Origin of the sequence: Streptomyces lydicamycinicus (genome assembly GCF_000829715.2) — a bacterium.
In the GTDB taxonomy this organism is placed as follows: Bacteria; Actinomycetota; Actinomycetes; order Streptomycetales; family Streptomycetaceae; genus Streptomyces; species Streptomyces lydicamycinicus.
The window spans coordinates 161,137-184,124 of the sequence record NZ_BBNO01000010.1; the positions used below are offsets into that span (position 1 = coordinate 161,137).

Annotated in this window: 20 protein-coding genes; 6 read left to right on the plus strand and 14 right to left on the minus strand. The window is 72.5% G+C overall.

Annotated features, from left to right (window positions below):
• The first annotated feature begins 163 nt into the window (after positions 1 to 163).
• Both TU31_RS31530 and TU31_RS31535 read left to right on the plus strand, forming a co-directional pair.
• The gene (locus TU31_RS31530; protein WP_042160953.1) at positions 164 to 3,355 is read left to right on the plus strand and encodes an amidohydrolase family protein; all 3,192 of its coding nucleotides are present in this window, start codon (positions 164 to 166) and stop codon (positions 3,353 to 3,355) included.
• A gap of 301 nt (positions 3,356 to 3,656) precedes the next feature.
• Entirely contained in the window at positions 3,657 to 4,991 is a 1,335-nt protein-coding gene (locus TU31_RS31535; protein WP_042160956.1) for an acyl-CoA dehydrogenase family protein, read from the plus strand.
• A 118-nt stretch (positions 4,992 to 5,109) separates the two neighbouring features.
• Here the strand turns inward: TU31_RS31535 and TU31_RS31540 are convergent, their stop codons facing one another.
• The 6 genes from TU31_RS31540 to TU31_RS31565 all read right to left on the minus strand — a co-directional run bounded on the left by TU31_RS31540 (position 5,110) and on the right by TU31_RS31565 (position 10,787).
• Positions 5,110 to 5,715: a GAF domain-containing protein gene (locus tag TU31_RS31540; RefSeq protein ID WP_042160958.1), complete on the minus strand. Its 606-nt coding sequence runs from the start codon at positions 5,713 to 5,715 to the stop codon at positions 5,110 to 5,112.
• A complete protein-coding gene (locus TU31_RS31545) occupies positions 5,712 to 6,332 on the minus strand; it encodes a GTP-binding protein (RefSeq protein ID WP_042160960.1) in 621 nt (206 codons plus the stop codon). The genes TU31_RS31540 and TU31_RS31545 overlap by 4 nt, the downstream gene beginning before the upstream one ends.
• The gene (locus TU31_RS31550) at positions 6,310 to 6,708 is read right to left on the minus strand and encodes a DUF742 domain-containing protein (RefSeq protein ID WP_042160962.1); all 399 of its coding nucleotides are present in this window, start codon (positions 6,706 to 6,708) and stop codon (positions 6,310 to 6,312) included. The genes TU31_RS31545 and TU31_RS31550 overlap by 23 nt, the downstream gene beginning before the upstream one ends.
• 2 nt (positions 6,709 to 6,710) lie before the next feature.
• The gene (locus TU31_RS31555) at positions 6,711 to 7,160 is read right to left on the minus strand and encodes a roadblock/LC7 domain-containing protein (RefSeq protein WP_018088399.1); all 450 of its coding nucleotides are present in this window, start codon (positions 7,158 to 7,160) and stop codon (positions 6,711 to 6,713) included.
• Positions 7,150 to 9,225 (minus strand): sensor histidine kinase, encoded by a 2,076-nt coding sequence (locus TU31_RS31560; RefSeq protein ID WP_245698926.1) that lies wholly within the window; start codon positions 9,223 to 9,225, stop codon positions 7,150 to 7,152. Before TU31_RS31560 ends, TU31_RS31555 begins: the two co-directional genes overlap by 11 nt.
• A gap of 371 nt (positions 9,226 to 9,596) precedes the next feature.
• On the minus strand, positions 9,597 to 10,787 hold the full coding sequence (locus TU31_RS31565) for an FAD-dependent oxidoreductase (protein ID WP_042160965.1): 1,191 nt from the start codon (positions 10,785 to 10,787) through the stop codon (positions 9,597 to 9,599).
• 233 nt (positions 10,788 to 11,020) lie between these two features.
• Here TU31_RS31565 and TU31_RS31570 point away from each other — a divergent pair, with 233 nt between their 5' ends.
• A complete protein-coding gene (locus TU31_RS31570) occupies positions 11,021 to 11,641 on the plus strand; it encodes a TetR/AcrR family transcriptional regulator (RefSeq protein WP_042160968.1) in 621 nt (206 codons plus the stop codon).
• 3 nt (positions 11,642 to 11,644) lie between these two features.
• Here the strand turns inward: TU31_RS31570 and TU31_RS31575 are convergent, their stop codons facing one another.
• The 3 genes from TU31_RS31575 to TU31_RS31585 form a co-directional block, all read right to left on the minus strand.
• Entirely contained in the window at positions 11,645 to 12,508 is an 864-nt protein-coding gene (locus tag TU31_RS31575; protein WP_042160970.1) for an alpha/beta fold hydrolase, read from the minus strand.
• A 242-nt stretch (positions 12,509 to 12,750) separates the two neighbouring features.
• The gene (locus TU31_RS31580; RefSeq protein ID WP_042160972.1) at positions 12,751 to 13,926 is read right to left on the minus strand and encodes an MBL fold metallo-hydrolase; all 1,176 of its coding nucleotides are present in this window, start codon (positions 13,924 to 13,926) and stop codon (positions 12,751 to 12,753) included.
• Positions 13,927 to 14,336: 410 nt separating this feature from the next.
• Positions 14,337 to 15,743: an NAD(P)/FAD-dependent oxidoreductase gene (locus tag TU31_RS31585; protein WP_107070792.1), complete on the minus strand. Its 1,407-nt coding sequence runs from the start codon at positions 15,741 to 15,743 to the stop codon at positions 14,337 to 14,339.
• A 415-nt stretch (positions 15,744 to 16,158) separates the two neighbouring features.
• Here TU31_RS31585 and TU31_RS31590 point away from each other — a divergent pair, with 415 nt between their 5' ends.
• A complete protein-coding gene (locus TU31_RS31590; RefSeq protein WP_042160974.1) occupies positions 16,159 to 17,175 on the plus strand; it encodes a carbohydrate kinase family protein in 1,017 nt (338 codons plus the stop codon).
• Between the two features lie 41 nt (positions 17,176 to 17,216).
• On the opposite strand, the gene TU31_RS31595 is transcribed toward TU31_RS31590, so the two are convergent.
• From TU31_RS31595 to TU31_RS31605, 3 genes are read right to left on the minus strand one after another with little or no spacing between them, the layout of a single operon-like run.
• Positions 17,217 to 18,122 (minus strand): SAM-dependent methyltransferase, encoded by a 906-nt coding sequence (locus tag TU31_RS31595; protein WP_181018710.1) that lies wholly within the window; start codon positions 18,120 to 18,122, stop codon positions 17,217 to 17,219.
• On the minus strand, positions 18,119 to 18,397 hold the full coding sequence (locus TU31_RS31600) for a DUF397 domain-containing protein (RefSeq protein ID WP_042160976.1): 279 nt from the start codon (positions 18,395 to 18,397) through the stop codon (positions 18,119 to 18,121). The genes TU31_RS31595 and TU31_RS31600 overlap by 4 nt, the downstream gene beginning before the upstream one ends.
• Positions 18,398 to 18,400: 3 nt before the next feature.
• A complete protein-coding gene (locus tag TU31_RS31605; RefSeq protein ID WP_042160979.1) occupies positions 18,401 to 19,267 on the minus strand; it encodes a Sco1979 family transcriptional regulator in 867 nt (288 codons plus the stop codon).
• 137 nt (positions 19,268 to 19,404) lie between these two features.
• On the opposite strand from TU31_RS31605, the gene TU31_RS31610 reads away from it, so the two are divergent.
• Entirely contained in the window at positions 19,405 to 19,866 is a 462-nt protein-coding gene (locus TU31_RS31610) for an ATP-binding protein (protein ID WP_245698927.1), read from the plus strand.
• Positions 19,867 to 19,935: 69 nt separating this feature from the next.
• On the opposite strand, the gene TU31_RS31615 is transcribed toward TU31_RS31610, so the two are convergent.
• Positions 19,936 to 20,736 (minus strand): SGNH/GDSL hydrolase family protein, encoded by an 801-nt coding sequence (locus TU31_RS31615; protein WP_042160982.1) that lies wholly within the window; start codon positions 20,734 to 20,736, stop codon positions 19,936 to 19,938.
• A gap of 255 nt (positions 20,737 to 20,991) precedes the next feature.
• Here TU31_RS31615 and TU31_RS31620 point away from each other — a divergent pair, with 255 nt between their 5' ends.
• Positions 20,992 to 21,801, plus strand: coding sequence for a tyrosine-protein phosphatase (locus tag TU31_RS31620; RefSeq protein WP_042160984.1), 810 nt, complete (start codon positions 20,992 to 20,994; stop codon positions 21,799 to 21,801).
• A gap of 15 nt (positions 21,802 to 21,816) precedes the next feature.
• Here the strand turns inward: TU31_RS31620 and TU31_RS31625 are convergent, their stop codons facing one another.
• A complete protein-coding gene (locus TU31_RS31625) occupies positions 21,817 to 22,983 on the minus strand; it encodes a serpin family protein (protein ID WP_042160986.1) in 1,167 nt (388 codons plus the stop codon).
• Between the last annotated feature and the right edge of the window lie 5 nt (positions 22,984 to 22,988).

Below are 22,988 nucleotides of genomic sequence, written 5' to 3' on the forward strand. Positions count from 1 at the left end.
CGGGGCGGTGGCTGACGAGTCGTCGCCGCCCACTCTTGCGCGCCGGGCGGCGGTGCGCCATGGGGCGCGCGTGGCGGAGGTGGCCCGGTGTCCGTGCGGCGTGGCACGATCGGGCGGTTCTTGCCCGGCACCTGTGCGGCAACTCCCTTTCGCAGGAGGATCGTTGGACACCACGGACCGTCCCGAGAATGCTCCCCGTCACCCCTCGCCGCTGTCCCGCCGCAGATTTCTCCAGGGCACCGCCTCGGCCGCCGCCGCGGCCGGACTGGCCGGCGTCACCGCTCCCCCCGCCGGGGCACAGGTGCCCGCCGGCGCTCTGTCCTTCACCGCCGCCACCAATGGCGCGGCCTCCCTCGCACCGGCCGGTGACCGGTTGGTCGCCGAGGTCCAGAACGTCCTGTGGTCGCTGCCGCGCACCGGAGGCGACGCGGTGCCGCTGCCCCCGCCCGACCTGGAGCCCACCCGCCCGGTGCACTCCCCCGACGGCCGCCGGATCGCCGTCTGCGCCTACCGCGGCGGCGGCTTCCACCTGTGGATGCTCAACGCCGACGGCTCCGGTCTCCAGCAGCTGACCGACGGCCCGTGGGACGACCGGGGCCCCGCATGGTCCCCCGACGGCACCCGGATCGCCTTCGCCTCCGAACGGGGCGGCGATGCGGTGACCGGCAGCCCGTACCGGATCTGGGTACTGGAGGTGACGTCCCGGCGGCTGACCCGGGTGACCGGACTGCCCGGCCAAGAGGGCCCCCATCAGGACGGCGCCTGGGAGGACTTCGACCCCTGCTGGTCACCGGACGGCTCACGGATCGTGTTCGTACGGGGCCAGGTGACGGGTACCGCGCTGCTCTCCCGTACGGTCGCGTCCGTACCGGCGGACGGGGACGGCGCGGTGCGCACCGAGCACACCGAGACGGCGGCCGCGCAGGTGATGGCGCCGGCTCTGTCCCCCGCCGGGCGGCTCGCCTATCTGCGGACCACCGACTATCCGGGCCCCACCTGCACTCTGGTGGTGGACGGGGCACCGGTCGCGGTCGACGGTGATGTGGAGCCGGTGCCGCCGCGCTGGGTCTCGCGGGACGGGCTGCTGCTCACCGTCGGCGGGCAGTTCCGGATCGTCCCGGCCGGTGCCCCGGGGCGGGCCGAGCAGATCCCGTTCAGGGCGCGGCTGCCGCTGGACCGCCCCCGTTACCGCGTCAAGGACTACGGCTTCGAGCGGACGGCGGCGTCCCCGGTACGCGGGGTGCATCTGCCCGCACTGTCGCCCGACGGCCGCAGGGTCGCCTTCGCCGCGCTCAACTCCCTCTGGATCGGCCCCACTTCGGGCGGCGGCGCGCCACGCCGCGTCGTCCGGGCCGACGTCACCCGGTATGTCCTGGCACCGAGCTGGTCCCGCGACGGGCGGGCGCTGGTCTATGCGGACGACCGGGACGGGCTGTTCGCGGTCCGCCGCCACGAGCTCGCCTCCGGCAAGGAGACGGTGCTGGCGACCGGCGGCCGGGTGCACCCTGCGCTGTCGCCGGACGGCGGGCGGCTGGCCGCGCTGGACATGTCGGGGAACCTCGTTGTACGGACGCTCTCCGACGGCCGGGAAAAGGTGCTGGCCGCGCCGCTGGGCGCGGGCGGGCTGCCCGGCCGCCCCAGCTGGTCACCGGACGGACGGCACCTGGCCTACTGCGACCGCAATCGGCTCAACCGCCGCTTCCGCGAGGGCTATCACCTCATCCGGATCGTCGACACCGAGACCGGCAAGGACCGGCTGTACCCGCTCGCCGAGCATGTCTCGATCGCCGACCGCTATGACTCCGGGCCCGTGTGGTCGCCCGACGGGCGCTGGATGGCGGTGATCGCCGAGTCCGCGCTGTGGATACTGCCGGTGCGGCCCGACGGCACACCGGACGGTGCGCCACGGCGGCTGGCGGACGAGAGCGCGGACCATCCGTCGTGGTCCGGGGACTCCGGCACCCTGTTGTACCTCTCGGCCGGAAAGCTGCGCCTGATCGGCGTGTCCGGCGGCGCGCCACGAACCGTTCCGCTGTCGCTGGAACACCGCCTCGCCCGCGCCCGGGACACCGTCGTCCACGCGGGCCGGTTCTGGGACGGCACCGGTGACGAGGTGCGGGAGGACGTCGATGTGGTGGTGCGGGCCGGGCGGATCACCGCCGTGGAACCGCACCGCCCGGCCCGGTCCGGCGCGGCCCGGCGGATCGACGCCTCCGCGCGGACCGTACTGCCCGGCCTCTGGGACGCGCACACGCACCCCTGGCAGACGACCTACGGCGGCCGGCAGACCGCCCTTCAGCTCGCCTACGGCATCACCACCGCGGTCTCCTGCGGCGGCTTCTCCTACGAACAGGCCCGCATCCGGGAGGCCGTGGCGGCCGGTGTGCTCGCCGGGCCGCGGCTGCTGACCTGCGGGGAACTGCTGGACGGCGGCCGGGTCGCCTACAGCATGGGACGGGCACACCGCACCCGCGAGGGACTGCGCCGCTCCCTGGACCGCGGCGCGGCCCTGGACTGGGACTTCGTCAAGACCTATGTACGGGCCCCGGGCTGGATCATGGCCGAGGCCGCACGCTTCGCCCACCAGCGGCTCGGGGTCCGGGCCGGGAGCCATCTGCTCAGCCCGGGGGTACAGCTCGGCCAGGACCTGACCACCCACCTCCAGGCCACCCAGCGCCAGGAGTTCGGCCACGCGGTATCCGGCTCCGGTCACGCCTACCAGGACGTCGAGGAGATCTACACCGGCACCGGCTTCCACCTCCTCGCCACCCCCTTCTCGGCGGCCGCGCTGCTGGGCGACGATCCGGCGCTGGCCGACGAGGCGCGGGTGGAACGGCTGATGCCGCCCTGGGACACCGCGTTCATCAAGGACCACGCCCGGCATCGCCCCACCCCGGCCCAGCTGGCCGACATCGCGACCGAAGTCGGCTTCTACCGGCGGGTACTGGACGGCGGCGGTCTGATCGCCCTGGGCACCGACCAGCCGCTGGTGCCGGTGGGGCTGGGGCTGCACCTGTGCCTGCGGGCGCTGCACCGCGGGGGGCTCAGCGTGAGCCGCACACTGCGCACCGCGACCGCCCTGCCCGCGCGGGTCTTCGGCGCGGAGCGGGATCTGGGAACCCTGGAGGTCGGCAAGCTCGGCGATATGACCCTGGTGGACGGTGACCCGTTCACGGACTTCGACACCCTGGTCCGCACCCCGGCAGTACTCCGCGGCGGCCGTCTCTTCGAACAACGGACCCTCACCGACTCCTTCCCGGCCCCCGCCGGACCCGCCCTGCGAGCGGCCGCCACCGACTGGCTGGAGGTGGGCCGGCAGCAGCGCCGCGAGTCGTGCTGCGGGGAGGCGGACTGACGGAGGAGCCCCCGGTCACCACACCCCGGGGAGGCGTGGGGTGGCGCGGTTCCGGGGGCCTCGGGACCGCGCCACAGTCGTTGTGGCGCAGGGGGTGGTGCGCGGGTGCTTCGCGCTTCAACTCTGCGTCCGAACACACCCAGTTGATGTTTCATGCGCCCCGCAGTAGGTATGCCAACGGGTATTGCACGGGGTAAGCGAAAGATCACTTTCCGGAACGTTCGCTGGAGACGGCACCGCCGGTGCCGTCCCAAGGCGGGGTGCGACCAGCGCGGGGAAGATCGCGAAGGAGGGACTCGTCTTGCATCGCTATTTCACGGACCAGAGACATGAGGCACTCCGGCACCGGGTGCGGGACTTCGCCGAGAGCGAGGTCCGCCCCCGGATTGCCGAGATGGAGGCGAGCCGTTCCGTTTGCCATGAGCTGTCTCGCCTGATCGCCCGTCAGGGGTGGATAGGCGCGACCGTGCACCGCGCCTACGGCGGGATGGGCGCCGGGCATGTCGCCAAGACTCTGATCATCGAGGAGCTCTCGCGGGTGAGTGCCGCGATGGGCGCCATGGTGCAGGCGTCCCAGCTGGGCGTCGCGAAGATCGTCCACTTCGGCAGCGAGGAGCAGAAGAAGACCTGGCTGCCGGCCATAGCCTCGGGCGACTGCCTGCCGACCATCGCCGTCACCGAACCGCAGTCCGGCGGCCATGTGCTGGGTATGTCCTCCACCGCGGTCCGCGACGGCGACGACTATGTCCTCAACGGCCGGAAGAGCTACGTCGGCAACAGCCACGTCGGCGATCTGCACGGCGTCGTGGTCCGCACCGGTGAGGGCTCCAAGGGACTCTCGGCGTTCCTCGTGGAGTCCGACACCCCCGGCTTCCGGGTCGGACCCCAGCAGCCCGCCATGGGCCTGCACGGCTTCAGCTTCGGTGAGCTGTTCTTCGACAACTGCCGGGTCCCGGCGGCGAATCTGCTGGGCCGCGAGGGCGACGGCCTGTCGGTCGCCTACTCCTCCAGCGTGCTCTACGGACGCCCCAATCTGACCGCCGTGTCGCTGGGCATCCATCAGGCGGTGCTGGACGAGACGACGAGGTTCTGCACCGAGCGGCAGCGCTACGGCAAACCGCTGGCCGACCTGGGCAACATCAAACTGAAGCTCGGGCGCATCCAGTCACGGCTGCTGCTGGGCCGGCTGTCCGCGTACCACGCAGTGCACCTGCTGGACCAGGGGCTGCCGTGCGACGCGGAGCTGATGAACGCCAAGCTGGTCAATGTGGAATCGGCGCTGGAGTCGGCGCGCGACGCGATGGACATCCACGCCGCGTGCGGGCTGTTCACCGACCGGCCGGTGGAACGTTTCTTGCGCGACGCCCACCACATCTTCGCGCCGGCCGGCACCTCCGACATCCAGCTGCTGCGCCTGGGCGAACTCGCCCTGGGCCGGGCGCAGGGCGACTGGTCCAGCCGGCTCGCCGACCTGCTGCGGCTGGAGCCCTCGGAGTGGCCCGAGGAGGACGATGGCGCCGACGCGGCCCCCGCGGACCCGCCCGTCACGGTGCGGCCCGAGGACCCCACGCCCACGGTGCCGGGCCAGCGCACCGGACCGACGCGCCGGCACTCCTGGTTCGCCCGGCCGAGGTGAGCGACCGGCCCTGACCCGAGCCGCGCCGGCCCGGGTCAGGGCCGACGCCGCGGCCCCGGGCCCGCGGTCCGGCACAAAGGCCGTCCGCCGGGCACCGGGGCCGGGAGTCGGGGCCGCGTCAGAGCGCGTCGCTCTGCTGCTTCTCCATCCGGTGGATCTGCTCGACGAGTTCGGCGGCCATCGACTTGATGGTCTCCAGCCCCTCCCGCCCCCAGGGCCGCGGTTCGAGGTCCACGACACATACGGTGCCCAGCGCCGTCCCCGTACGGTCGATCAGCGGCGCACCGAGGTAGGAGCGGATGCCGATCTCATCGACGACGGGGTTGCCGGCGAACCGCGGATAGTCGCAGACGTCCTCCAGCACCAGGGCCTTGCGGCGGACGATGACATGCGGGCAGTAGCCGTGGTCCCGGTCCATCACCCGGCCCGGCTGGGCACTGGCGGGCGCCGGTCCCAGCTCGACGGCCTGGTCCTGGGAAGGCGTGTAGAGACCGGCGAAGTACTGCCGCCGCTCATCGATGAAGTTGACCATCGAATAGGGCGCCCGGGTGGTCCGGGCGAGCTTGCGCGCGAACTCGTCGAAGGCGGGCAGCGGGGACTCGCCGATTCCCAGGGCACGCAGCCGGGCGACGCGCGCCGGGGCCTCGTCGTCCTGCGGGGTGAGCAGCAGATGGCGCGTCGGGTCGTAGGAGATGTACGGGACACGGGAGGCGGGGTGGTTCATGGCAGCTCCGGGGTCGCGGCGAGGGCGGGGGTGAGCAGATGCTGGACGAGCGAGACCAGGACTTGGGTGGCCGAGCCGCCCCGGCGGGCGTCGCAGAGCACGACGGGGATGTCCGGGGAGACATCCATGGCGCTGCGGACCTCGTCCGGGTCGTAACGGTAGGAGCCCTCGAACTCGTTGACGGCGACGATGAACTGGATGCCGCGCCGCTCGAAGAAGTCGACGGCGGCGAAGCACTGGTCCAGGCGCCGGGTGTCGGCGAGGATGACCGCGCCGAGCGCGCCGTTGGACAGCTCGTCCCACATAAACCAGAAGCGCTGCTGCCCCGGCGTCCCGAAGAGGTAGAGGATGTGCGCCGGGCTGAGGGTGATCCGGCCGAAGTCCATGGCGACGGTGGTGGTGTTCTTCTCCTCGACACCGGCCAGATCGTCCGTCCCCACGCTGATCTGGGTGAGGAGTTCCTCCGTGCTGAGCGGCTCGATCTCGCTCACCGCCCCGACGAAGGTCGTCTTGCCGACCCCGAAGCCGCCCGCGACCAGGATCTTGAGCGCGGTGGGGAAGAGGTCGGTCGCGGGGTCCCCCTGGTTGCGGGGGTCACAGTCGTTTGCGAAGTCCATTCAGCACCGCCTCCAGCAGGGCACGGTCGGTACGGGACGCGGGCCCTGCCGAAACGGCTGCGGGGGCCCGCGCGGTGATCGCCCCGCAGTCGACGAGGTCGGCGAGGAGCACTTTGGTGACCACGGCGGGCAGCCGTATGTGGGCGGCGATCTCGGCGACCGAGACCGGCCCGCCACACAGCCCCAGCACCTGGGCGTAGTCGGGGCCCTGGCAGGAGACGGGCCGCCGGCCGGTGGCCATCACCATGGTCAGCAGGTCGAAGTGCGCCGTCGGACGGGTCCGGCCGTTGCTGATGGTGTACGGACGGACCAGCCGGCCGGCCGCGTCGTCATACCACGGCTCGCCGCCCTGCCGCCGTAGGCGACGCACGGTCATGGTCAACGACCGCCCGCGGGCGCCTGCTGGCGTGCGGGGGTGGACAGATACGGCCGGACGCTCTTGACCAGCATCGACATTTCGTAGCCCAGCACCGCCACATCGGCCTCACGGCCGGCGAGCACGGCCAGACAGGCGCCCGAGCCGGCGGTGGAGACGAACAGGAAGGTGGACTCCAGCTCGACGACGACCTGGAGGACATCGTCGCCCTCCCCGAAGCGCACACCGGCGCTGCGGGCGAGGGAGTAGAGGCCGGAGGACAGGGCGGCCATGTGGTCGGCGCTGTCCGGGTCGAACCCATGGGCGGCCTTGACCAGACCGTCCGACGACAACAGGAGCGCGCTCCGGGCGTGCGGCACCCGCTGTACGAGCCCGGTCAGCAGCCAGGACAGGTCGGTGTGCTGGCCGCCCTGCGGCTGCAAATGCGCCTGCGCACGCACATCACTCACCATGGTTACGGTCGTCTCCTCGGGGGCGGGCCATCGGGGCGTCGTGGTCACGGTCGTAGAGCAGGTCGTTACCGGCCGGGCTGCTGGGGTCGCCGCCCTGGGCCGGGATGGTGCCTGTGCCGCTTGCGGTGTCCTCGGCGTAGCTGTCGTCGCCGAGGCTGAAACCGCGTCGGAAAGCGGCCATCAGGCCGGGGTCGTGCTCGGGTTCCGGGCCCGTACGGGGTGTCGTGGACGGCAGGATCGGGTCGCCGCGCAGCTCGGGAACGAGATGCGTCTGCTTGCGCCGCCGGGGCAGCCGCGGACGGGCGGCGTTGTCCACGGCGGGCGGGGCGGGCGGCAGCACGACCGGGCCGGGCCGGTCGGCGGGGTCGGGGCCGGGGGTCTCGTGGGTGTGCGCGTCGGGCAGGTGCGCGTCAGGCAGGTGGACGTCGGGAGTGTGGGCGCCGGACGCGCGGACCAGCCGGCGCCGGGTGGCGCCGACATCGGGATCGGGGTCCGCGGGGGCCGGAGCCGGGTCCGGGCGGACGTCGTAACCGCGCGGTGACAGGTCGAGCGCCCGGTCGGGAGCGGGCCCGGGGGCGGGAATGGCGAGCGTGCGCGGGACCGCGGGACCGGGGTCATGGCGGTCGTGCCGCTCCTGCCCGGCGTCGGTGGTGCCGACGTGGTCCCCGGGGTATCCGCTCTCGTACGTCCCCCCGTCGAGTACGTCGTGCGCGGGTGCCGGGCCGGTATCCGGCGATGCGGTGGGGGCCGGTGCGCCCGCCGCGTTCGCGTTGCCCTCGGCCGGCTCCGCGCCGAGCAGCGCCTGGGGCACGATCAGCACGGCCTGCACCCCGCCGTAGATATTGCTCTGGAGCCGGACCACGATGCCGTGCCGCCGGGCGAGCGAGGAGACCACGAAGAGCCCGATCCGGCCGTCGCTCAACAGCTCGGCGACATCGATGTGTTCGGGGTCGGCCAGCAGTCCGTTCATCCGCGACTGCTCGTCCGCGGACATCCCCAGCCCGCGGTCCTCGACCTCGACCGCGAGTCCGGCGGTGACGAGTTGGGCGCGCAGCAGGACCGGGGTCTGCGGGGCGGAGTAGATCGTGGCGTTCTCGACGAGTTCGGCGAGCAGGTGGATCACGTCGGCGACGGCATGGCCGCGCAGGGTGCCCTCGATCGGCGGCACCAGCTTGATCCTCGGGTACTGCTCGACCTCGGCGATCGAGGAGCGCAGCACCTCGGTCAGGGACACCGGGCGGCTCCACTGGCGGCGCGAAATGGCGCCGCCGAGGACGGCGAGGTTCTCGGCGTGCCGGCGGATGCGGGTGGCCAGGTGGTCGACGTGGAACAGGCCCTTGAGCAGGTCGGGGTCCTCGACCTGGTTCTCCAACTCGTCCAGCAGCTCGATCTCGCGGTGCACCAGGGATTGCAGCCGTCGGGCGAGGTTCACGAAGACCTCGACCTTCTGTTCGCTGCCGCTGGCGTTGCTGCGGGCGATGGCGACCGCGTCGATGACGGCGGACTCGGCGGCCCGGCCGGCGGCGGCCACTTCATGGGCGAGCAGGTCGAGGGTGTCGCCGGTGGGCACCGGCCCCGGGTCGGGCTCGCGGCGCTGGATCCATTCGCCCTGCCGTACGCGGTCCAGGAGGTCGTACAGGTCGGACTGGCTGCGGGCGCAGACCTGGCGCAGCCGGGCGTAGCGGGCGACGGTGGCCCGGGCCTCGGAGTGGGCGGCGGCGCCCGCGGTGAGCACGATGACGCAGACCAGGGCGAGCCCGCCGCACAGCACCACCCACTCGCGGCCGGTGATCCGGGCGCCCCCGGCCTGGACGACATAGGCGGCGACGGCCGTGCAGAGGACGGCGACCAGAAGGCAGGGGACGGCGGCGAGCCTGACCAGACGGGACCGTATCGCCGAGTCGGCGGCCGACTCGGGGAACGCGGCACGGCCGTGTCGTCCGCCCTCACGCTCCCGCCGCCGGGCGGCGGCGGGTACGGGGGCGGCCCCCGGGGAACCCTGGGACCCTGGGGATCTCTGAGCCTCCTGGGACAGCTGAGTCCCCTGGGGGAATGCGGTAGGCATCGGCGCCCTCCGGATCGGCCGTGGCAGTTCGCGGAGCACGCACGCTAGTTGTTGGCGGGGTGGGGTCCGGAGCCACTTCGGGGTTTCGCTACCCCACGCCACCTCCCTGAGTGGCCGCCACCCGCACGCCAGTACGGGTCCACCCGAACCTCCGTTCCCTCATGGCGAGTTGAGGCCTCCGAGGGTGCCCCTTTCGATGGCTCGCGAACGGCGCTCGGGGGTGCGACGCGCGCCGGGGACATCGGTTCGGGCAGGGGGCCGATCGCCGTCGCTCCAGGAGTCGGCAGGCTCCTCGCCCCGCGCCGGATCGGCCACCGGGGCATGCGCGCCCGCCCGGTGCCTCAGGACCGTGGCGGCTGATCCACGCCCGCTCACCGGCTGCGGTACGCGGCGGCTCCCTGCCGGTACCGCTCCTTGGCCTCGGCGAAGTCGGGGACGTCGGAGCGGTCGCGGTCCCCCGGCCCGAAGACGCGCGCCAGGGCCTCGGCGCCGTCACCGACCGCGGTGGCGCGCGCCATCATGGTCCGTTCGTAGACGGTGACGGCCTCGTCGGGGGTGTCATGGCGGGCGAGGGCCAGCGCGAGTTCGCACCCGTCGAGCATGGCGAAGTTGGCGCCGTAGCCACCCAGGGGAGCCATCAGGTGGGCGGCGTCCCCGAGCAGGGTGACGCCCGGGGTGTGGGGCCAGGTGTGCGGGGCCGGGAGGACGAACAGCGGCCGGTTGACGTACGGGCCGTCGTTGTCGGTGATCAGGACGAGAAGCCGCTCGTCCCAGCCGGCGAAGGCCCGGAGCAGCGCGGCGCGCACGGCCTCGGTGTCGTCCGGGTCGATGCCGGCGGCGCGGTACCAGTCCGCGTCGTCACGGAGGGCGATGTAGGCGCGGACGTGCTGGTTGCTGTTGCGCTGGCCGATCAGGCCCTTGTGGTCGCCGGTGGCGAAGACGTTCCCGTCGCCGACGAGTTCGGCGACGGCGGGGTGCGCGGTGTCGACCTCGTCGTAGCGGGCCTCCAGGAAGGTCACGCCGGTGTAGACGGGCGTGGCGTCGCTGACCAGCGGCCGCACCCGGGACCAGGCGCCGTCCGCGCCGATGACGAGGTCGACGTCCCTGGTGACGCCGTGGTCGAAGGTGAGGCGGTGGGTGCCGGCCGGGCCCGGGGTGGCGGAGATGAGGGTGTGGCCCCACTGGATGGTGCCGGGTGCGAGGGAGTCCGCCACCAGGGTACGGAGTTGCCCGCGGTCGATCTCGGGGGCGGCGTCCTCGTCGCTGGTGGGGCGGTAGTCGACGAGCACCTCGCCATGGCGGGTGAGCATGCGCTGGGCCTGCCCCTCGGGACGGGCCAGGGCGTGGAAGTCGGCGAGCAGTCCGGCTTCCCGCAGGGCGATCTGTCCGGAGTCCGCGTGCAGGTCCAGGGTGCCGCCCTGGTTGCGGGCGTCCGCGGAGGCGTCCCGGTCGTAGACGGTGACGTCGATGCCGTGGCGCTGGAGGACGCGGGCGCAGGTCAGACCGCCGGGCCCGGCGCCGATGACGGCGATCCGCGGGGCGGGGGCGGGGGTGGTGGGCATGGGTGATTCCTCCGCTGGGTGCGGTCGGGTGGGATGAGCGGGTACACGCCGGACCGTCGGACCGGTCTCGGACGTCAACGGGGCGATGGCAACGCTCGGTTCACCGGTGCGGCGGCTCCGGAGCCCGGTCGGGGCCCGGCCGGCACTCCCGGCTCACCCAGAAGAGCACACCGATTCAAAAAGTGCAACGAGTCAACTTTTTCAATCGGGCAACCAGAGGGTAGGGTGAAGCCGTGAGTGAGACGACACAGCCCCTCGGCCGCCGCGAGCGCAAGAAGGCAGCCACCCGCCAGGCGCTGGCCGACGCGGCACTGCGGCTGTTCCTCGAACGCGGCTATGACCAGGTCAGCATCAAGGACATCGCCGAAGCCGCCGATGTCTCCACCACGACGCTCTTCAAGCACTTCCCCGGTAAGGAAGCCCTGGTCTTCGACGCGGACAGCGATCATGAGGCCGCCCTTGTCGCGGCCGTCCGCGACCGCCCCGACGGCCGTTCCGTTCCCGCCGCTTTGCGTGACCACATCCTGCGCTGCCATCTCGGGACCGCTACCGACCCCGCGTTCGCCCGGTTCCGACAGCTCGTCATGAGCACACCGGCACTCCGCGACTACGGCCACCGCATGTGGATGCGGCATGAAACCGCCCTCGCGCAGGCCATCGCCACCGACACCGGCGCCCCCGAGGACGACCCGGCCTGCGCCGCACTCGCGCACTTCGCCCTCGAAGCGCTCGTCCTCGCCCGCGGCCAGGACGATCCCCGCGCGGCCGTCGACGCCGCCTTCGACCTGCTGGAAGGCGGCTGGCAGCCACCTGCCCGGCGCACCGCCCGCGCCTCGGGGCAGGACGCCGATTGAGCGTCAGACGGCGAGCCCGGCAGACTCCTGGCCGAGGAACGTGGCGACGGTCCGGGTGAAGCGACGGGGGTCGTCGAGCCAGGGGTAGTGACCGGCGCCCGGCTGGACGACCAGTTCGGCCCGGGGGATCAGCTGCGCGATGTCCGCCGCGATACGGGGAAGCGGGCCGCTGTCCAGTTCACCGGCCAGCAGCAGGACCCGTGCGTCCATGCCCGCAACGGCGGCGCGGGCCTCGTCGGGGGCGAAGGCGCCACCGGACGCGTAGCTCTCCGCGGCCTCTTCGTGGGTCTGTGCCACCTCGGACGCGGCATGCGCCTGCGCGGCCGCGTCCCAACGGCCGTAGAAGAAGGGGACGATGGCGTCCCAGTCGGCGTCGGTCGCGGAACCGGCCCAGACCCGTTCATAGGCGTCGTACGCGGCGCCGAACCAGGGCTCGGCGGTGCGCAGGGCCGCCGCCTCCCGGCGGTGTGCCTCGGTGAAGTCGACGCCGAGGGCGCGGGCGCGCGCGGTGACCAGGGTGAGGGTACGGATGCGCTGCGGGTGGCGGGCCGCGTAGAGGAGCGCGAGATCGCCGGCCGCCGAGTGCGCGAGGAGGTCGACCCGGTCCAGCCCGAGGTGCACACGGAGGGCCTCGACATCGGCGACCTGCCGGTCGCAGCGGTAGGTGGCCGGGTCGGCGGGGCGGCCGGAGTCGCCGGTGCCGCGCAGATCCAGCTTGATCAACCGGCGCCGCTCGGACAGCCCGCCGAGATCGCCGAGGTAGCCGGAGGCCCGCATGGGTCCACCGGGCAGACAGAGCAGCGGCTCGCCCTCGCCCACGACGTGATAGGCGAGTGGGGTCCCGTCCGGAGCGGCGAAGGCAGGCATGGCGTCATCCTCATCGCCATGTGGCGGGCGCGGCAAGGGGATTGTCGCCGGGGCGGGGCACGGCAAGGGGATTGTCGCCGGGCCGGGCACGGCAGGCGGATTACCTCCCGGGCCGGTCACGGCGAGCGGGTTGTCTCCGGCTCGGCGAGTCCCCCGGCGTCAACGTCCGTGGGGTCCGCTCCCCCGCCTGCACCCGGCCACGTACCCGGAGTTCGCCGTCGCGACCGGCCTCCGGTGCGGGCTCAATGGTCCGCGGCGAGGCCCACGTCGGTCGGGGACACCGCCGACGGCCAGGTCGGCCAGCCATGGACGGGCGGCACCGCGATCGCCCGCCACCACGGATAGACGGCGGCCGGGGCGTCTGGCTCGAAGGGCTCGCCGGGTCTGGGGTGGGCCGTGTCGACCCCGGACTTCCGGCCGGCGGCCAGTGTCCGTTCGGCAGGCTCCGCCCAGGGGTGCGGGGCGAGGTTGAACGTGCCCCAATGGATCGGCAGCAGCACCCCGCGCGGCTCGCCGCCCTGGAGGTCGAGGTGGGACCGGACGCCCTCTTCGGGCGTCATATGAATGTCCGGCCAGAAATCGCTGTAGGCGCCGATCTGGATCATCGTGGCGTCGAACGGGCCGTGCGCCGCGCCGATCTCCGCGAAGCCGGAGAAGTAGCCGGTGTCGCCGCTGTGGTAGATCCGGTGCTCGGGGCCCGCGACCACCCAGGAGGCCCACAGGGTGTGCTGCGGGCCGCGCAGCCCGCGGCCGCAGAAGTGCTGGGCGGGGGTGGCCGTGAGGGTCAGGCCGCCGACGCGGGTGGACTCGTGCCAGTCGAGCTCGGTGATCCGCTCCGCGGGCACCCCCCAGAATTCCAGGTCGGCGCCGATGCCGAGGGGCACGACGAAGGCGGCGCCGGTGCCGGCCAGGCCCTGGACCGTCGTCATGTCGAGATGGTCGTAGTGGTCGTGCGAGATCACCACGGCATCGACCGGGTCCAGCTCGTCCAGTGCGAGGGGCACCGGGTGCAGCCGCTGGGGGCCGGCCCAGGTGAACGGCGAACAGCGCTCGCCCCAGACCGGGTCGAAGAGCACCCGCTGCCCGTCTATCTCGGCCAGCACGCTCGAATGGCCCATCCAGGTGAGCCGCAGCCCGGAAGCGGGCGGTTGGCCCCAGTCCGCGGCGGTCGGACGGTACACCGGAATCCGGCCGACCGGCGCCCGGCGCAGCCGGCCCTCCCGGCTCAGCTGGGTGCGCGCCATCGGCAGCGCGGAGCCGTGCAGCAGCTGCCTGGTCGGCACGGGATTGCGGAACTGACCGTCCACGAACTGGGGCGACCTGCGCATCCTGGCCAGCCGCTCCCCGGTGGGTGCGATTCCGAAGCTCGCGGGCCGCAGCGCGGAAAGTCGAGTGCGGCGGGGTCGGGAACCGGTCACGGCACCTCCATGGTCAGGGCGGTCGCGAAGTGAACGGGCCGCATGAGCGGTGGGTTCCGGCACACCGCGCCACTCGGCACCGTCGTACGGTTTCCGCACCACGACACCCGGACTCAACACCATCACCCGCAGAGAGAAACCGCGCGACCGGCCGTCGCATTCCTGGCGGGCGGTGTGACCTCTCCCGGCCTGCCGGGGAGGTCTTTCGGCGCGGCCACCGGGACGCGTCCATTGCGGTGACGGGGCGGGGGCCGAGGTCACGGGGGCGAGCCGGGGTGAAGGAGCGGCGGACGGGCGAGAGCCCCTGCGGCCGCCGCCCCTCTTCCCCCCACACCCCCGAATCCGCCCCGCACCCTCCCACGGCCCCCTCAGGCGGCCGCACCCCGCTTCCCCCCGGGCCCGTCAGCGGATCAGACCGCCTCGATGGCCGCGGGCGGGCCGGGCAGCCCGGGGCGGCGGGGCAGGAAGACGGTGCGCAGGAAGATCCGCGGGGCGACCAGACGCGTCGGCGGCGCGGTGAGGTTGAAGACGTCCCGGAAGGCCGCGCCGACGACCGGGTCGATGGCGGCGCGGGCGAACAGCCGGTCGAGGTACCAGGTGGAGAGCCGCTCCCCGAGGCCCGCCTTGGTGTCGCCGGTGCTCGCGTACGGGCGGTCCGCGCCGACCGCGGCGAGCCAGGCGGGCTCCGCGGCGCGGGCCACCGCCCGCTGCGCCTCGGCGGTGATCCCGTATCGCAGCCCACCGCCGTCCGTGAGCGTGCGGCGCACGGCCAGCGCACCGAGGGCGGCGACCGACATGCCCTGCCCGTACACGGGGTTGAAGGTGCACGCGGCGTCCCCGAGGACGAGCAGGCCGTCGGGGAGGGCACCGGGCCGCTCGAAGTGCCGGCGGCGGTTGCGGGTGTCGCGGAAGCCGTGCACCGGCGACAGCGGCTCGGCCCGGTCGAGCAGTTCATGGATGTACGGGTCACCGATGGTGGCGCTGAAGGCGGTGAACTCCGCGGCGTCCGTGGGCGGATGGTGCCCGCGCACACCGGACATCGTCAGCAGCCACTTGCCGTCCTCCACCGGGACATACACCGCGCCGCGCGGGCACTCGGGCCAGCCCGGGACGTTGATGCCCGCGTCCGGTGCCGTGGCCGGGTCCTTGGGGCGGTACATCCGGGTGGCGTAGGCGATCCCCGCGTCCACGGTCTCCTCGTGCGGCACGGTCCGGCCCAGCGCGGCGAGCCACTGCGGGGTGCGGGAGCCGCGGCCCGAGGCGTCCACGACGAGCACGGCCGGCAGCTCCCGCTCGGACCGCGCGCCCGGCGCCCCGTCCCGGGGCCGCACCCGGACCCCGGTCACCCGGCTCGCGTCCCCGGTCAGCCCGGTGACCTCGGTCGCCTCCAGGACCTCGACCCGGGTGGCCGAGCCGGCGGCCGCGCCCAGCACCCGCTCCCGTACGACCGCGTCCAGTACCGGCCGGGTGACGCTGAGGGTGAGATGCCGGCGCTCGTCGAAGCGGCGCTGCCAGCCGGTGGGGGTGCGGGTGAGCAGATCGCGGGACAGATACAGGCCGCGGGCGCCCGCCTCGCCGAGCGCGGCGACCGTGCCGGGCAGCAGCTCCTCCAGGGCGTGCCGGCCGCCGCTGAGGAGAACGTGCAGATGGCGGGCCTGCGGAACGCCCTTGCGGAAGCCGCGCCCCTCCGGATAGCGGTCCCGCTCGACGACAGTGACCGTCTCGACCTGTCCGAGCAGTGCGGTGACGGCCAGCATCCCGGCGAGCCCGCCGCCGACCACGATCGCGGTGCGCCCGCCATTGGAGTGCTCTGTCACCGTTGCCTCGCTCCCCCGACGGCGTGGTCCGGCCGCCGTACGGCCCGCTCGTTCCCGTCCCCGGTCTCCTTGACCTGACCGGCATCTGCGCACCGTCCGCGGAAACTGATCACTGTCGGGCCCACACTTCAGTGCGCTCGGCGGCGGTGTCAACGGCCCTTTCCGCCAACCGATTCACGGTGTCGGCGTGGGTCCCGGCCGCTCTCGCGGTGCTCCGCCGTCGCCCGTTCACCTTTGGCCACTGATCACCGGCCCGGCTACTCGTGCGCCCCTTCCTCCCTCGTGTCACCGGATTCCCTGACATCCCGTCATGGGACGAGCCTGCGTCTAGACTCCCGGCAGCGGATGCACCTCATCCGCAAACGGTCTCACCAGCAAGGGATTCGTCTCACCAGCAAGGGATTCAGGGACGCTTGTGACATTCCAGCAGGTTTCTGAGCCGTATGACGCCTATGACGTCCTCGTCGTCGGCGGGTCGGGCGTGGACACCGTCGTGTCGGTCGGCGCTCTGCCGGTGCCGCTCGCCGATTCGTACGCGGTCCCGCCGCTGTACGAAGGGGCGGGGCACACCGGTACCGGCGTCGCGCTCGGCTGCGCGGCGCTCGGGCTCACCACCGGGTTCGTGGACTTCATCGGCGACGACCATCCGGGCACACTGGTCCGCGAGCGGATGGCCGGCAGCGGCGTCGACTTCCGGCCGCTGATCTCTCCGCACGGCACCCGGCGCGCGGTCAACCTCGTCGCCCCCGACGGCCGTCGGATGTCGTTCTACGACGCCCGTGACCCGGCCGAGCTGCGGATGCCGCCGGAGCACTATCTGCCCCCGCTGCGCCGCGCCCGCCACGTCCATCTGTCGATCATGAACTTCGCCCGTTTCCTGTATGACGACATCGAGGAGCTGGGCCTCCCCGTCTCCACCGATCTCCAGGACTGGGACGGGCTGACGGACCATCACCGGGAGTTCGCCCTCCGCTCCGACCTGGTGTTCCTCAGTACGGCGGGGGCGGGTGAACGGATCGCGGCCGTGATGCGGGAGATTCTGCACGAGGGACGCGCCGAGGCGGTGATCGCCACGGCCGGTGCGGGCGGCGCCTACCTCCTCAGCGCCGACGACCGCACCCCACGCCCGGTGCCGGCCGCGGTCCCGCCCGGCCCCGTCGTGGACAGCAATGGCGCGGGCGACGCCTTCACCAGCGGTTTCCTCTACGGCAGGCTCGCGGGCCGGAGCCTGGAGGAGTGTGCCCGCCTGGGCGCCGTCGCGGGGGCGTACGCCTGTACCTCCCGGGGCACCCACACCGCCCTCGTCGGGCGGGAGGAGCTGCACGCGGCCCTCCGCGGCAAGACGACGGCCCCGGTCACGGCGGCGCCGGGCGGTGACGGGCACCGGATCCCGGGCCCGCCGGATGCCCAGGTGTCGCCCACGGGGGCGTAGCCGGGGCGACGGAGCACGGACCGGCCGGGCACCCCGGCCGGTCAGCTCGTGCGGCCCACTCCGCCGTAGAAAATGGTGTCGTTGAGTTCCTTCGCGCCGGGCACCGGGCCCTCCGGCCGCCACAGCGGCACCCGTACGACACCCGGCTCCAGCAGGGCGAACGGCCCGAAGAGCGGCTCGACCTCGGCCTTCGACCGCAGATTGAGGGTGGCGGTGGCGCTCTTGTAGACGTTCACCACACCGTCGCGTGCCCGCTCGTCCGTGCGGCCCGCCGCGTAGTCCTCATAGGGCTCACCGGTCGCATGGGTCAGGACGAGATGGCTGCCCGCGGGGAGCGCCTCGGCGAGGGTGGCGATGAGCGCGGCGGGGTCCTCGTCGTCCCGGATGAAGTGCATGACGGCCACCAGCAGCAGCGCCACCGGCCGGTCGAAGTCGATCAGCTCCCGGACGGTGGGGTGGTCCAGCAGCGCCTTGGGGTCGCGGACATCGCCGAGCACGAATCCGGTGCCGTGGGCGTTGGTCAGCCGGGCCCCGGCGTGGGTGGCGACGATCGGGTCGTTGTCGACGTACACCACGCGGGTGTCGGGGGCGGTCTCGCGGGCCACCTCATGGGTGTTGGGCGAGGTGGGGATGCCGGTGCCGATGTCGATGATCTGGCGGATGCCGCCGGCGACCAGCTCGCGCACCGCCCGCCGCAGGAACGCGCGGTTGGCGCGGGCGCTGAGCCGTACCTGGGGGTGGACCTCGATGACCCGCTCCGCGGCCACCCGGTCGACCTCGTAGTTGTCCCAGCCCCCGAGGTAGTAGTCGTACATCCGGGCGGGGTGCGGCCGGCTGGTGTCGATCTCCGCGGCCGAGAAGCCCGAGTGCTCCGGCCCCTGGACGTACGGCCCCATCTCCGGGAGCTCACCGTCCGGCGCCCCCTGCGACATGCCCTGCTCGCTCATGCCGTCCGCCGTTCGGTGCGCCGGCCCGGCACCGCCGCGAGCAGGAAGTCGGCGTGGCCGGCCTTTGCCCCCTCGATGAAGCTCACCATTTCGTGGTGGGTGTAGATCAGGGCCGGGCCGTCCGGGTCGGTCGACTGACGCAGCGCTATCCGGCCGTCCCCCAGCCGCATGGCTTCGACGCACTCGCCCCCGTTTCCGCCGCTCCACGGCTTGTGCCAGCCCTCTGTGCCCAGTTCTTTGGCGGGCATGCCGTTGTAGATGCGTATGCGATCCATGGTTCAGATCTCCTTGCGAAAGCCACCCAGAATGGCCTCGGTGTGGTGTGCCGGCGCGGCCTGCGCACACATCCGGTCGAGGGCCTCCAGGAACTGCGAGACGTCGTTGCGCTGGTCGAAGTACACGGCTCCGACGAGACTTTCCGCATACGCGATGTCCGGGAGTTCCGGGATCGGGAAGCGGAAGATGTGAAACGGGCCGTACATGGCGGGGTGCGGGCCCGCGGCGAAGGGCATGATCTGGAGCCGGACGTTCGGCAGCACGGTGGCTTCCATGAGCCGGGTGACCTGGTCACGCATCACCTTCGGCCCACCGATCGGGCGCCGCAGCACGGTCTCGTCCATGACCACCCACAGCATCGGGGCGTGGTCACGGGTCAGCAGGGACTGGCGCTCCATGCGCAGCGCGACGATACGGTCGATGTCCTTCGCGGAGGCATGCGGCATCCCGGCCTTCAGGACGGCGGCGGCATAGTCCTCGGTCTGCAACAGCCCCGGGATGTAGTGCGGTTGGTAGGCCCGGATGAGGTTGGCTTCGCTCTCCAGGCTGACGAACGCGCTGAACCACTCGGGCAGGACATCGCGGAACCGGTGCCACCAGCCGGGCTTGTTGGCCTCGCGGGCGAGGGAGACAAAGCCCTCGATCTCCTCCTCGTCGGTGACGCCGTAGGTCGCCAGCAGCTTCTCGACATAGGGGAGCTTGAGTCCGACCTCGGCCTTCTCCATCCGCCGTATGGTGGCGTGGGTCACATCGAGGGCCGCGGCGGCCTGCTCGAAGGAGAGGCCCGCTTTCTCACGCAGGTCCTGTAGCCGCTTGCCGAGCACCACCCGCAGGACGGTGGGCGCCCCTGCCGACCGTGGGTCCGCCACGTTCGATCGCCTCCAACTGACTTCAATGGTCAGCAGTGTGTCATGCCATCAGCAACAACGAACAGACTGCACTTCCGATTCTGCAAATTACAGACTGATCCTTGCCATTGGTGACCGACATCGCACATAGTTACGGCGTGGCTTCCTCCAACAACGCTCCCTCGTTAGGGCGCTGTGGCGGCTTCGTCGCCCAGTACCCGCAGGACGCGTTCCACTTGCCGGCGCGACGCACGTCCGTTCCCGAGGCGCGCAGACGCGTCAGTGCGCTGCTGTGCGAGTGGGGCGCGGATCAACAAGTCCGCGACGACGTGGAGTTGGTGGTCTCCGAGCTGTTCACCAACGCGGTACGGCACACCGACAGCGAGAAGGTCGGCTGCGAGCTCGCACTCTTCGGCGCGCACATACGCATAGAGATCACGGACCAGGGCGGCCCGCAGGACTCGGCGCCGCACATCCAGCCCGGCAGTGTGGACCAGGAGTGCGGACGGGGGCTGTTCCTCGTCGGCGCACTGTCCGAGAGCTGGGGGTCGCGACCCACCGACAGCGGTCAGGGCCGGGTCGTCTGGGCCGACCTGCCGTACTCCTCCCTCGCCCGCTGAGGCCCCGCTCCGCATCCGCGGAATCGGGGCCTCAGTCATGCCAGGGGCCCTTCCCGGCCCGCGGCCGCCTTACAGCGGCAGCAGATCGGGCCGCTTGGGCTCGACATGATCGCCGGAGGACTCCCCGCGCAGCCGGCGTCCGATCCACGGCACCAGATGCTCCCGCGCCCAGTGGATGTTGTCCCGCCGCGCGTCGGCGGCCGAGCGCTCCGCCTCCGGAGGCCAGGGCTGGTCCGGATCGGCAGGCACCCGCAGCCCGAGCACCTGTGCCGCGCGCAGCGCCACCCGGGTGTGCCCGTCGGCGGACAGATGCAGCCGGTCATCGCTCCACGCCCGCCGGTCCTGCACCGACTTGAGCGACCACAGATCCAGGACCGGGCAGTCGTGCCGGTCCGCGATGGCCCGGACATGCGCCGTATACGTCGCGATCTTGCCGCGCAGATGCTTGAGGACGGGGACTCCGCGGGTGTCGAAGCCGGTGCAGAGCAGGACCGTGCCGACCGCCTCCCGCAGATCGGCGACCGCCGCCTCATAGCGCTCCGCGACCGCGTCCGGGTCCGAGCCCGGCCGCAGGATGTCATTGCCGCCGGCGCAGAACGTCACCAGCGCGGGGGCGAGGGTTTTCGCCCGGGGCACCTGCTCCTCCACGATCTGGTCCAGGAGCCGGCCCCTGACCGCGAGATTCGCATAGCGGAAGTCACCCTCCGCCTGTTGGTCCGAGAGCAGGACCGCGAGCCGGTCCGCCCAACCGATGTACGCCCCGTCAGGGCCGGGATCCCCGACCCCCTCTGTGAAGCTGTCCCCGACGGCTGCGTACGACCCGATGGCGCCAAGGGCGCCGTTGCTGAAGTACTTCGAATCGTCTGCCACGTCAGGACATACTTCACCTCAAGAAGTGACTTACGCCACCGTAACCAGGGGTTGACGAGGGGTGATTAATGCCACCAGGTCAAATTCTGCTCAAGTCGGAATAATGATCGATCGCGCCTTGCTCCCCGGGCGCTCCAAGGCGCGTCGGAACGTCACCGCAATGACCTGATTGCCTATTGCATCAATGTCGTATCGTCGGAGGTGCCCCGCCTCGTCGACGAGCAGCGTCGGCGGCCGAACCCGAGGAGCGCGCCCGTGACGCAGCAGACGCCGCAGGTCCCACAGGCCCAGCCCGAGCTCACGGAGGTCCGCAACTTCCGCGATGTGGGCGGCCTGCCGACCGTGGACGGGCGTCGCGTACGGGAGGGCAGGCTGTTCCGCAGTGGCCACCTCGCCCATGCGACCGAGTCCGACGCGGCCTTTCTGGCCGGGCTCGGGCTGCACACCATCTTCGATTTCCGCAATTCCTCGGACATCAAGCTGGAAGGCCCCGATGTCACGCTGCCCGGCGTGCGCAATGTGAACATTCCGCTCACCGACCCGGCCGACGGTGCGGAATTCTGGGCGATGGTGCGCGACGGTGAACTGGAGCAGCTGCGCTCCGCACTCGGCGACGGCAAGGCCGCGGCCCGTATGGCCGCGACGTACCGCCACATCATCACCACCCGCACCGAAGACCACAGCAGGGTGCTGCATGCGCTCGCCGAGGACAGCGTTCCGGCGCTGATGCACTGTGCGGCCGGCAAGGACCGGGCGGGGCTGTCCGTCGCGGTGACCCTGCTCGCGGTCGGGGTCGAGCGGGACGCGATCGAGGCGGACTACCTCAAGTCCAACGACCCCCACCGCCGCTACAAGATCCGCCGCTCCGACAACTCCGCGGTCGGGATGTCGCAGGAGGTCATGGAGCTGCTCTCACCGCTGTTCGGTGCGCACACCGACTACCTCACGGCCGCCTATGACGCGATCCACCGGACCTGGGGCTCGACGGAGAAGTACCTCACCGACGGTCTGAAGCTGACGCCCGCCGTCCGCGAGCGGCTGCGGGACCGGCTGCTGACGGACTGACGGGTCGGCGCCCGCTCACGGCGTGGCCACCCACCCCGCGACCAGCACCAGACCCGAGGCCCGGTGCACCGCGAGGAAGCCGAAGGGCCGGTCGTAGCGGGCCGAGATCCGCTGGGCCCGGTACGGCGGGGGCGGTGGCACGGAGCCCGCGGCAGCCGGCATGACCGTGACCGCGGCCGCCCGGAAACCCAGCGGGCCGAAGGTCGCGGTCGCCGACTGCCGGGCGGCCGACACCGCGAGCGGCTGGTGGCTGATGCCGGGGAAGTGGCCACGGGAGGTGTCGGCGGCGGTGGCGAGCCCGAAGAGGTCCGCCCGCTCCAGCAGATCGTGGTCGGCGCCGACGGTGAACCGTGTGGTGGTGAGGCTGAGACTCGGGGCGCCGTCGTAGCTCGGCACCCAGGTCACCCCCAGCCCCGGACCGGCGCCGTCGGTCAGCGCCGTACCGGACACCGTTGGATAGCCGCCGCCCAGCGCCGCCACACCGTGGTGCAGCACCTCACCGCCGGGCAGCTCCGGCCCGCCGAGCAGCAGATGGACATCGAGTCCGTTGTCGCCCGCGACCCGCACGTCCGTCAGTGGACCGGCCGGTGTGCCGTGCACCCGTACCTGCTCCACCTCCGGCCCAAAACGGCTGAGCACCCGCAACTCCCGCCCCGCCCATGGCCCTTCGGACGGCCGGGCGGGGAACTCGTCGAACGGCTCCGTCCAGGTCGTGCGCACCAGCAGCGCACTGGCGAGGACGAGCAGGGTGTCGGGGGCGAGCCGGGCCGGCATCCGTTCGATCAGGCCGTCGGTGTGCTGCCGTGCCCAGGCGTCCAGCGCGCCCTGGTCCACGGCCGGGTCCCCGGTGAGCTCGCCGTGCGCAGCGGGCGGCAGGCCGGCCAGCCACTCGGGGTGCAGGGTCAGCGTGCGGCGGGCCCACAGGCCCACCGCGGCATCGACGCCGTCCGCCGCCGTCAGCGCGGCGAGCAGCTCCCGGCCTTCGCGTACGGCGTGCTCCGCACCGGTGCCGAGGGCTTCGGCCAGCTCCTTGCGGGCGAGGCAGGTGGCCGGTCCGGCGAGCAGCGCCAGCAGCGGCCAGACGCCCGCCGCGGTCAGCACGGTGTCCCGCTCCCCCACTGCCGCGCGCGCCCAGCGCGCCGTCATGTCGTTCACGGCCCGCGCCGTCGCCTCGGCCACCATGTGCC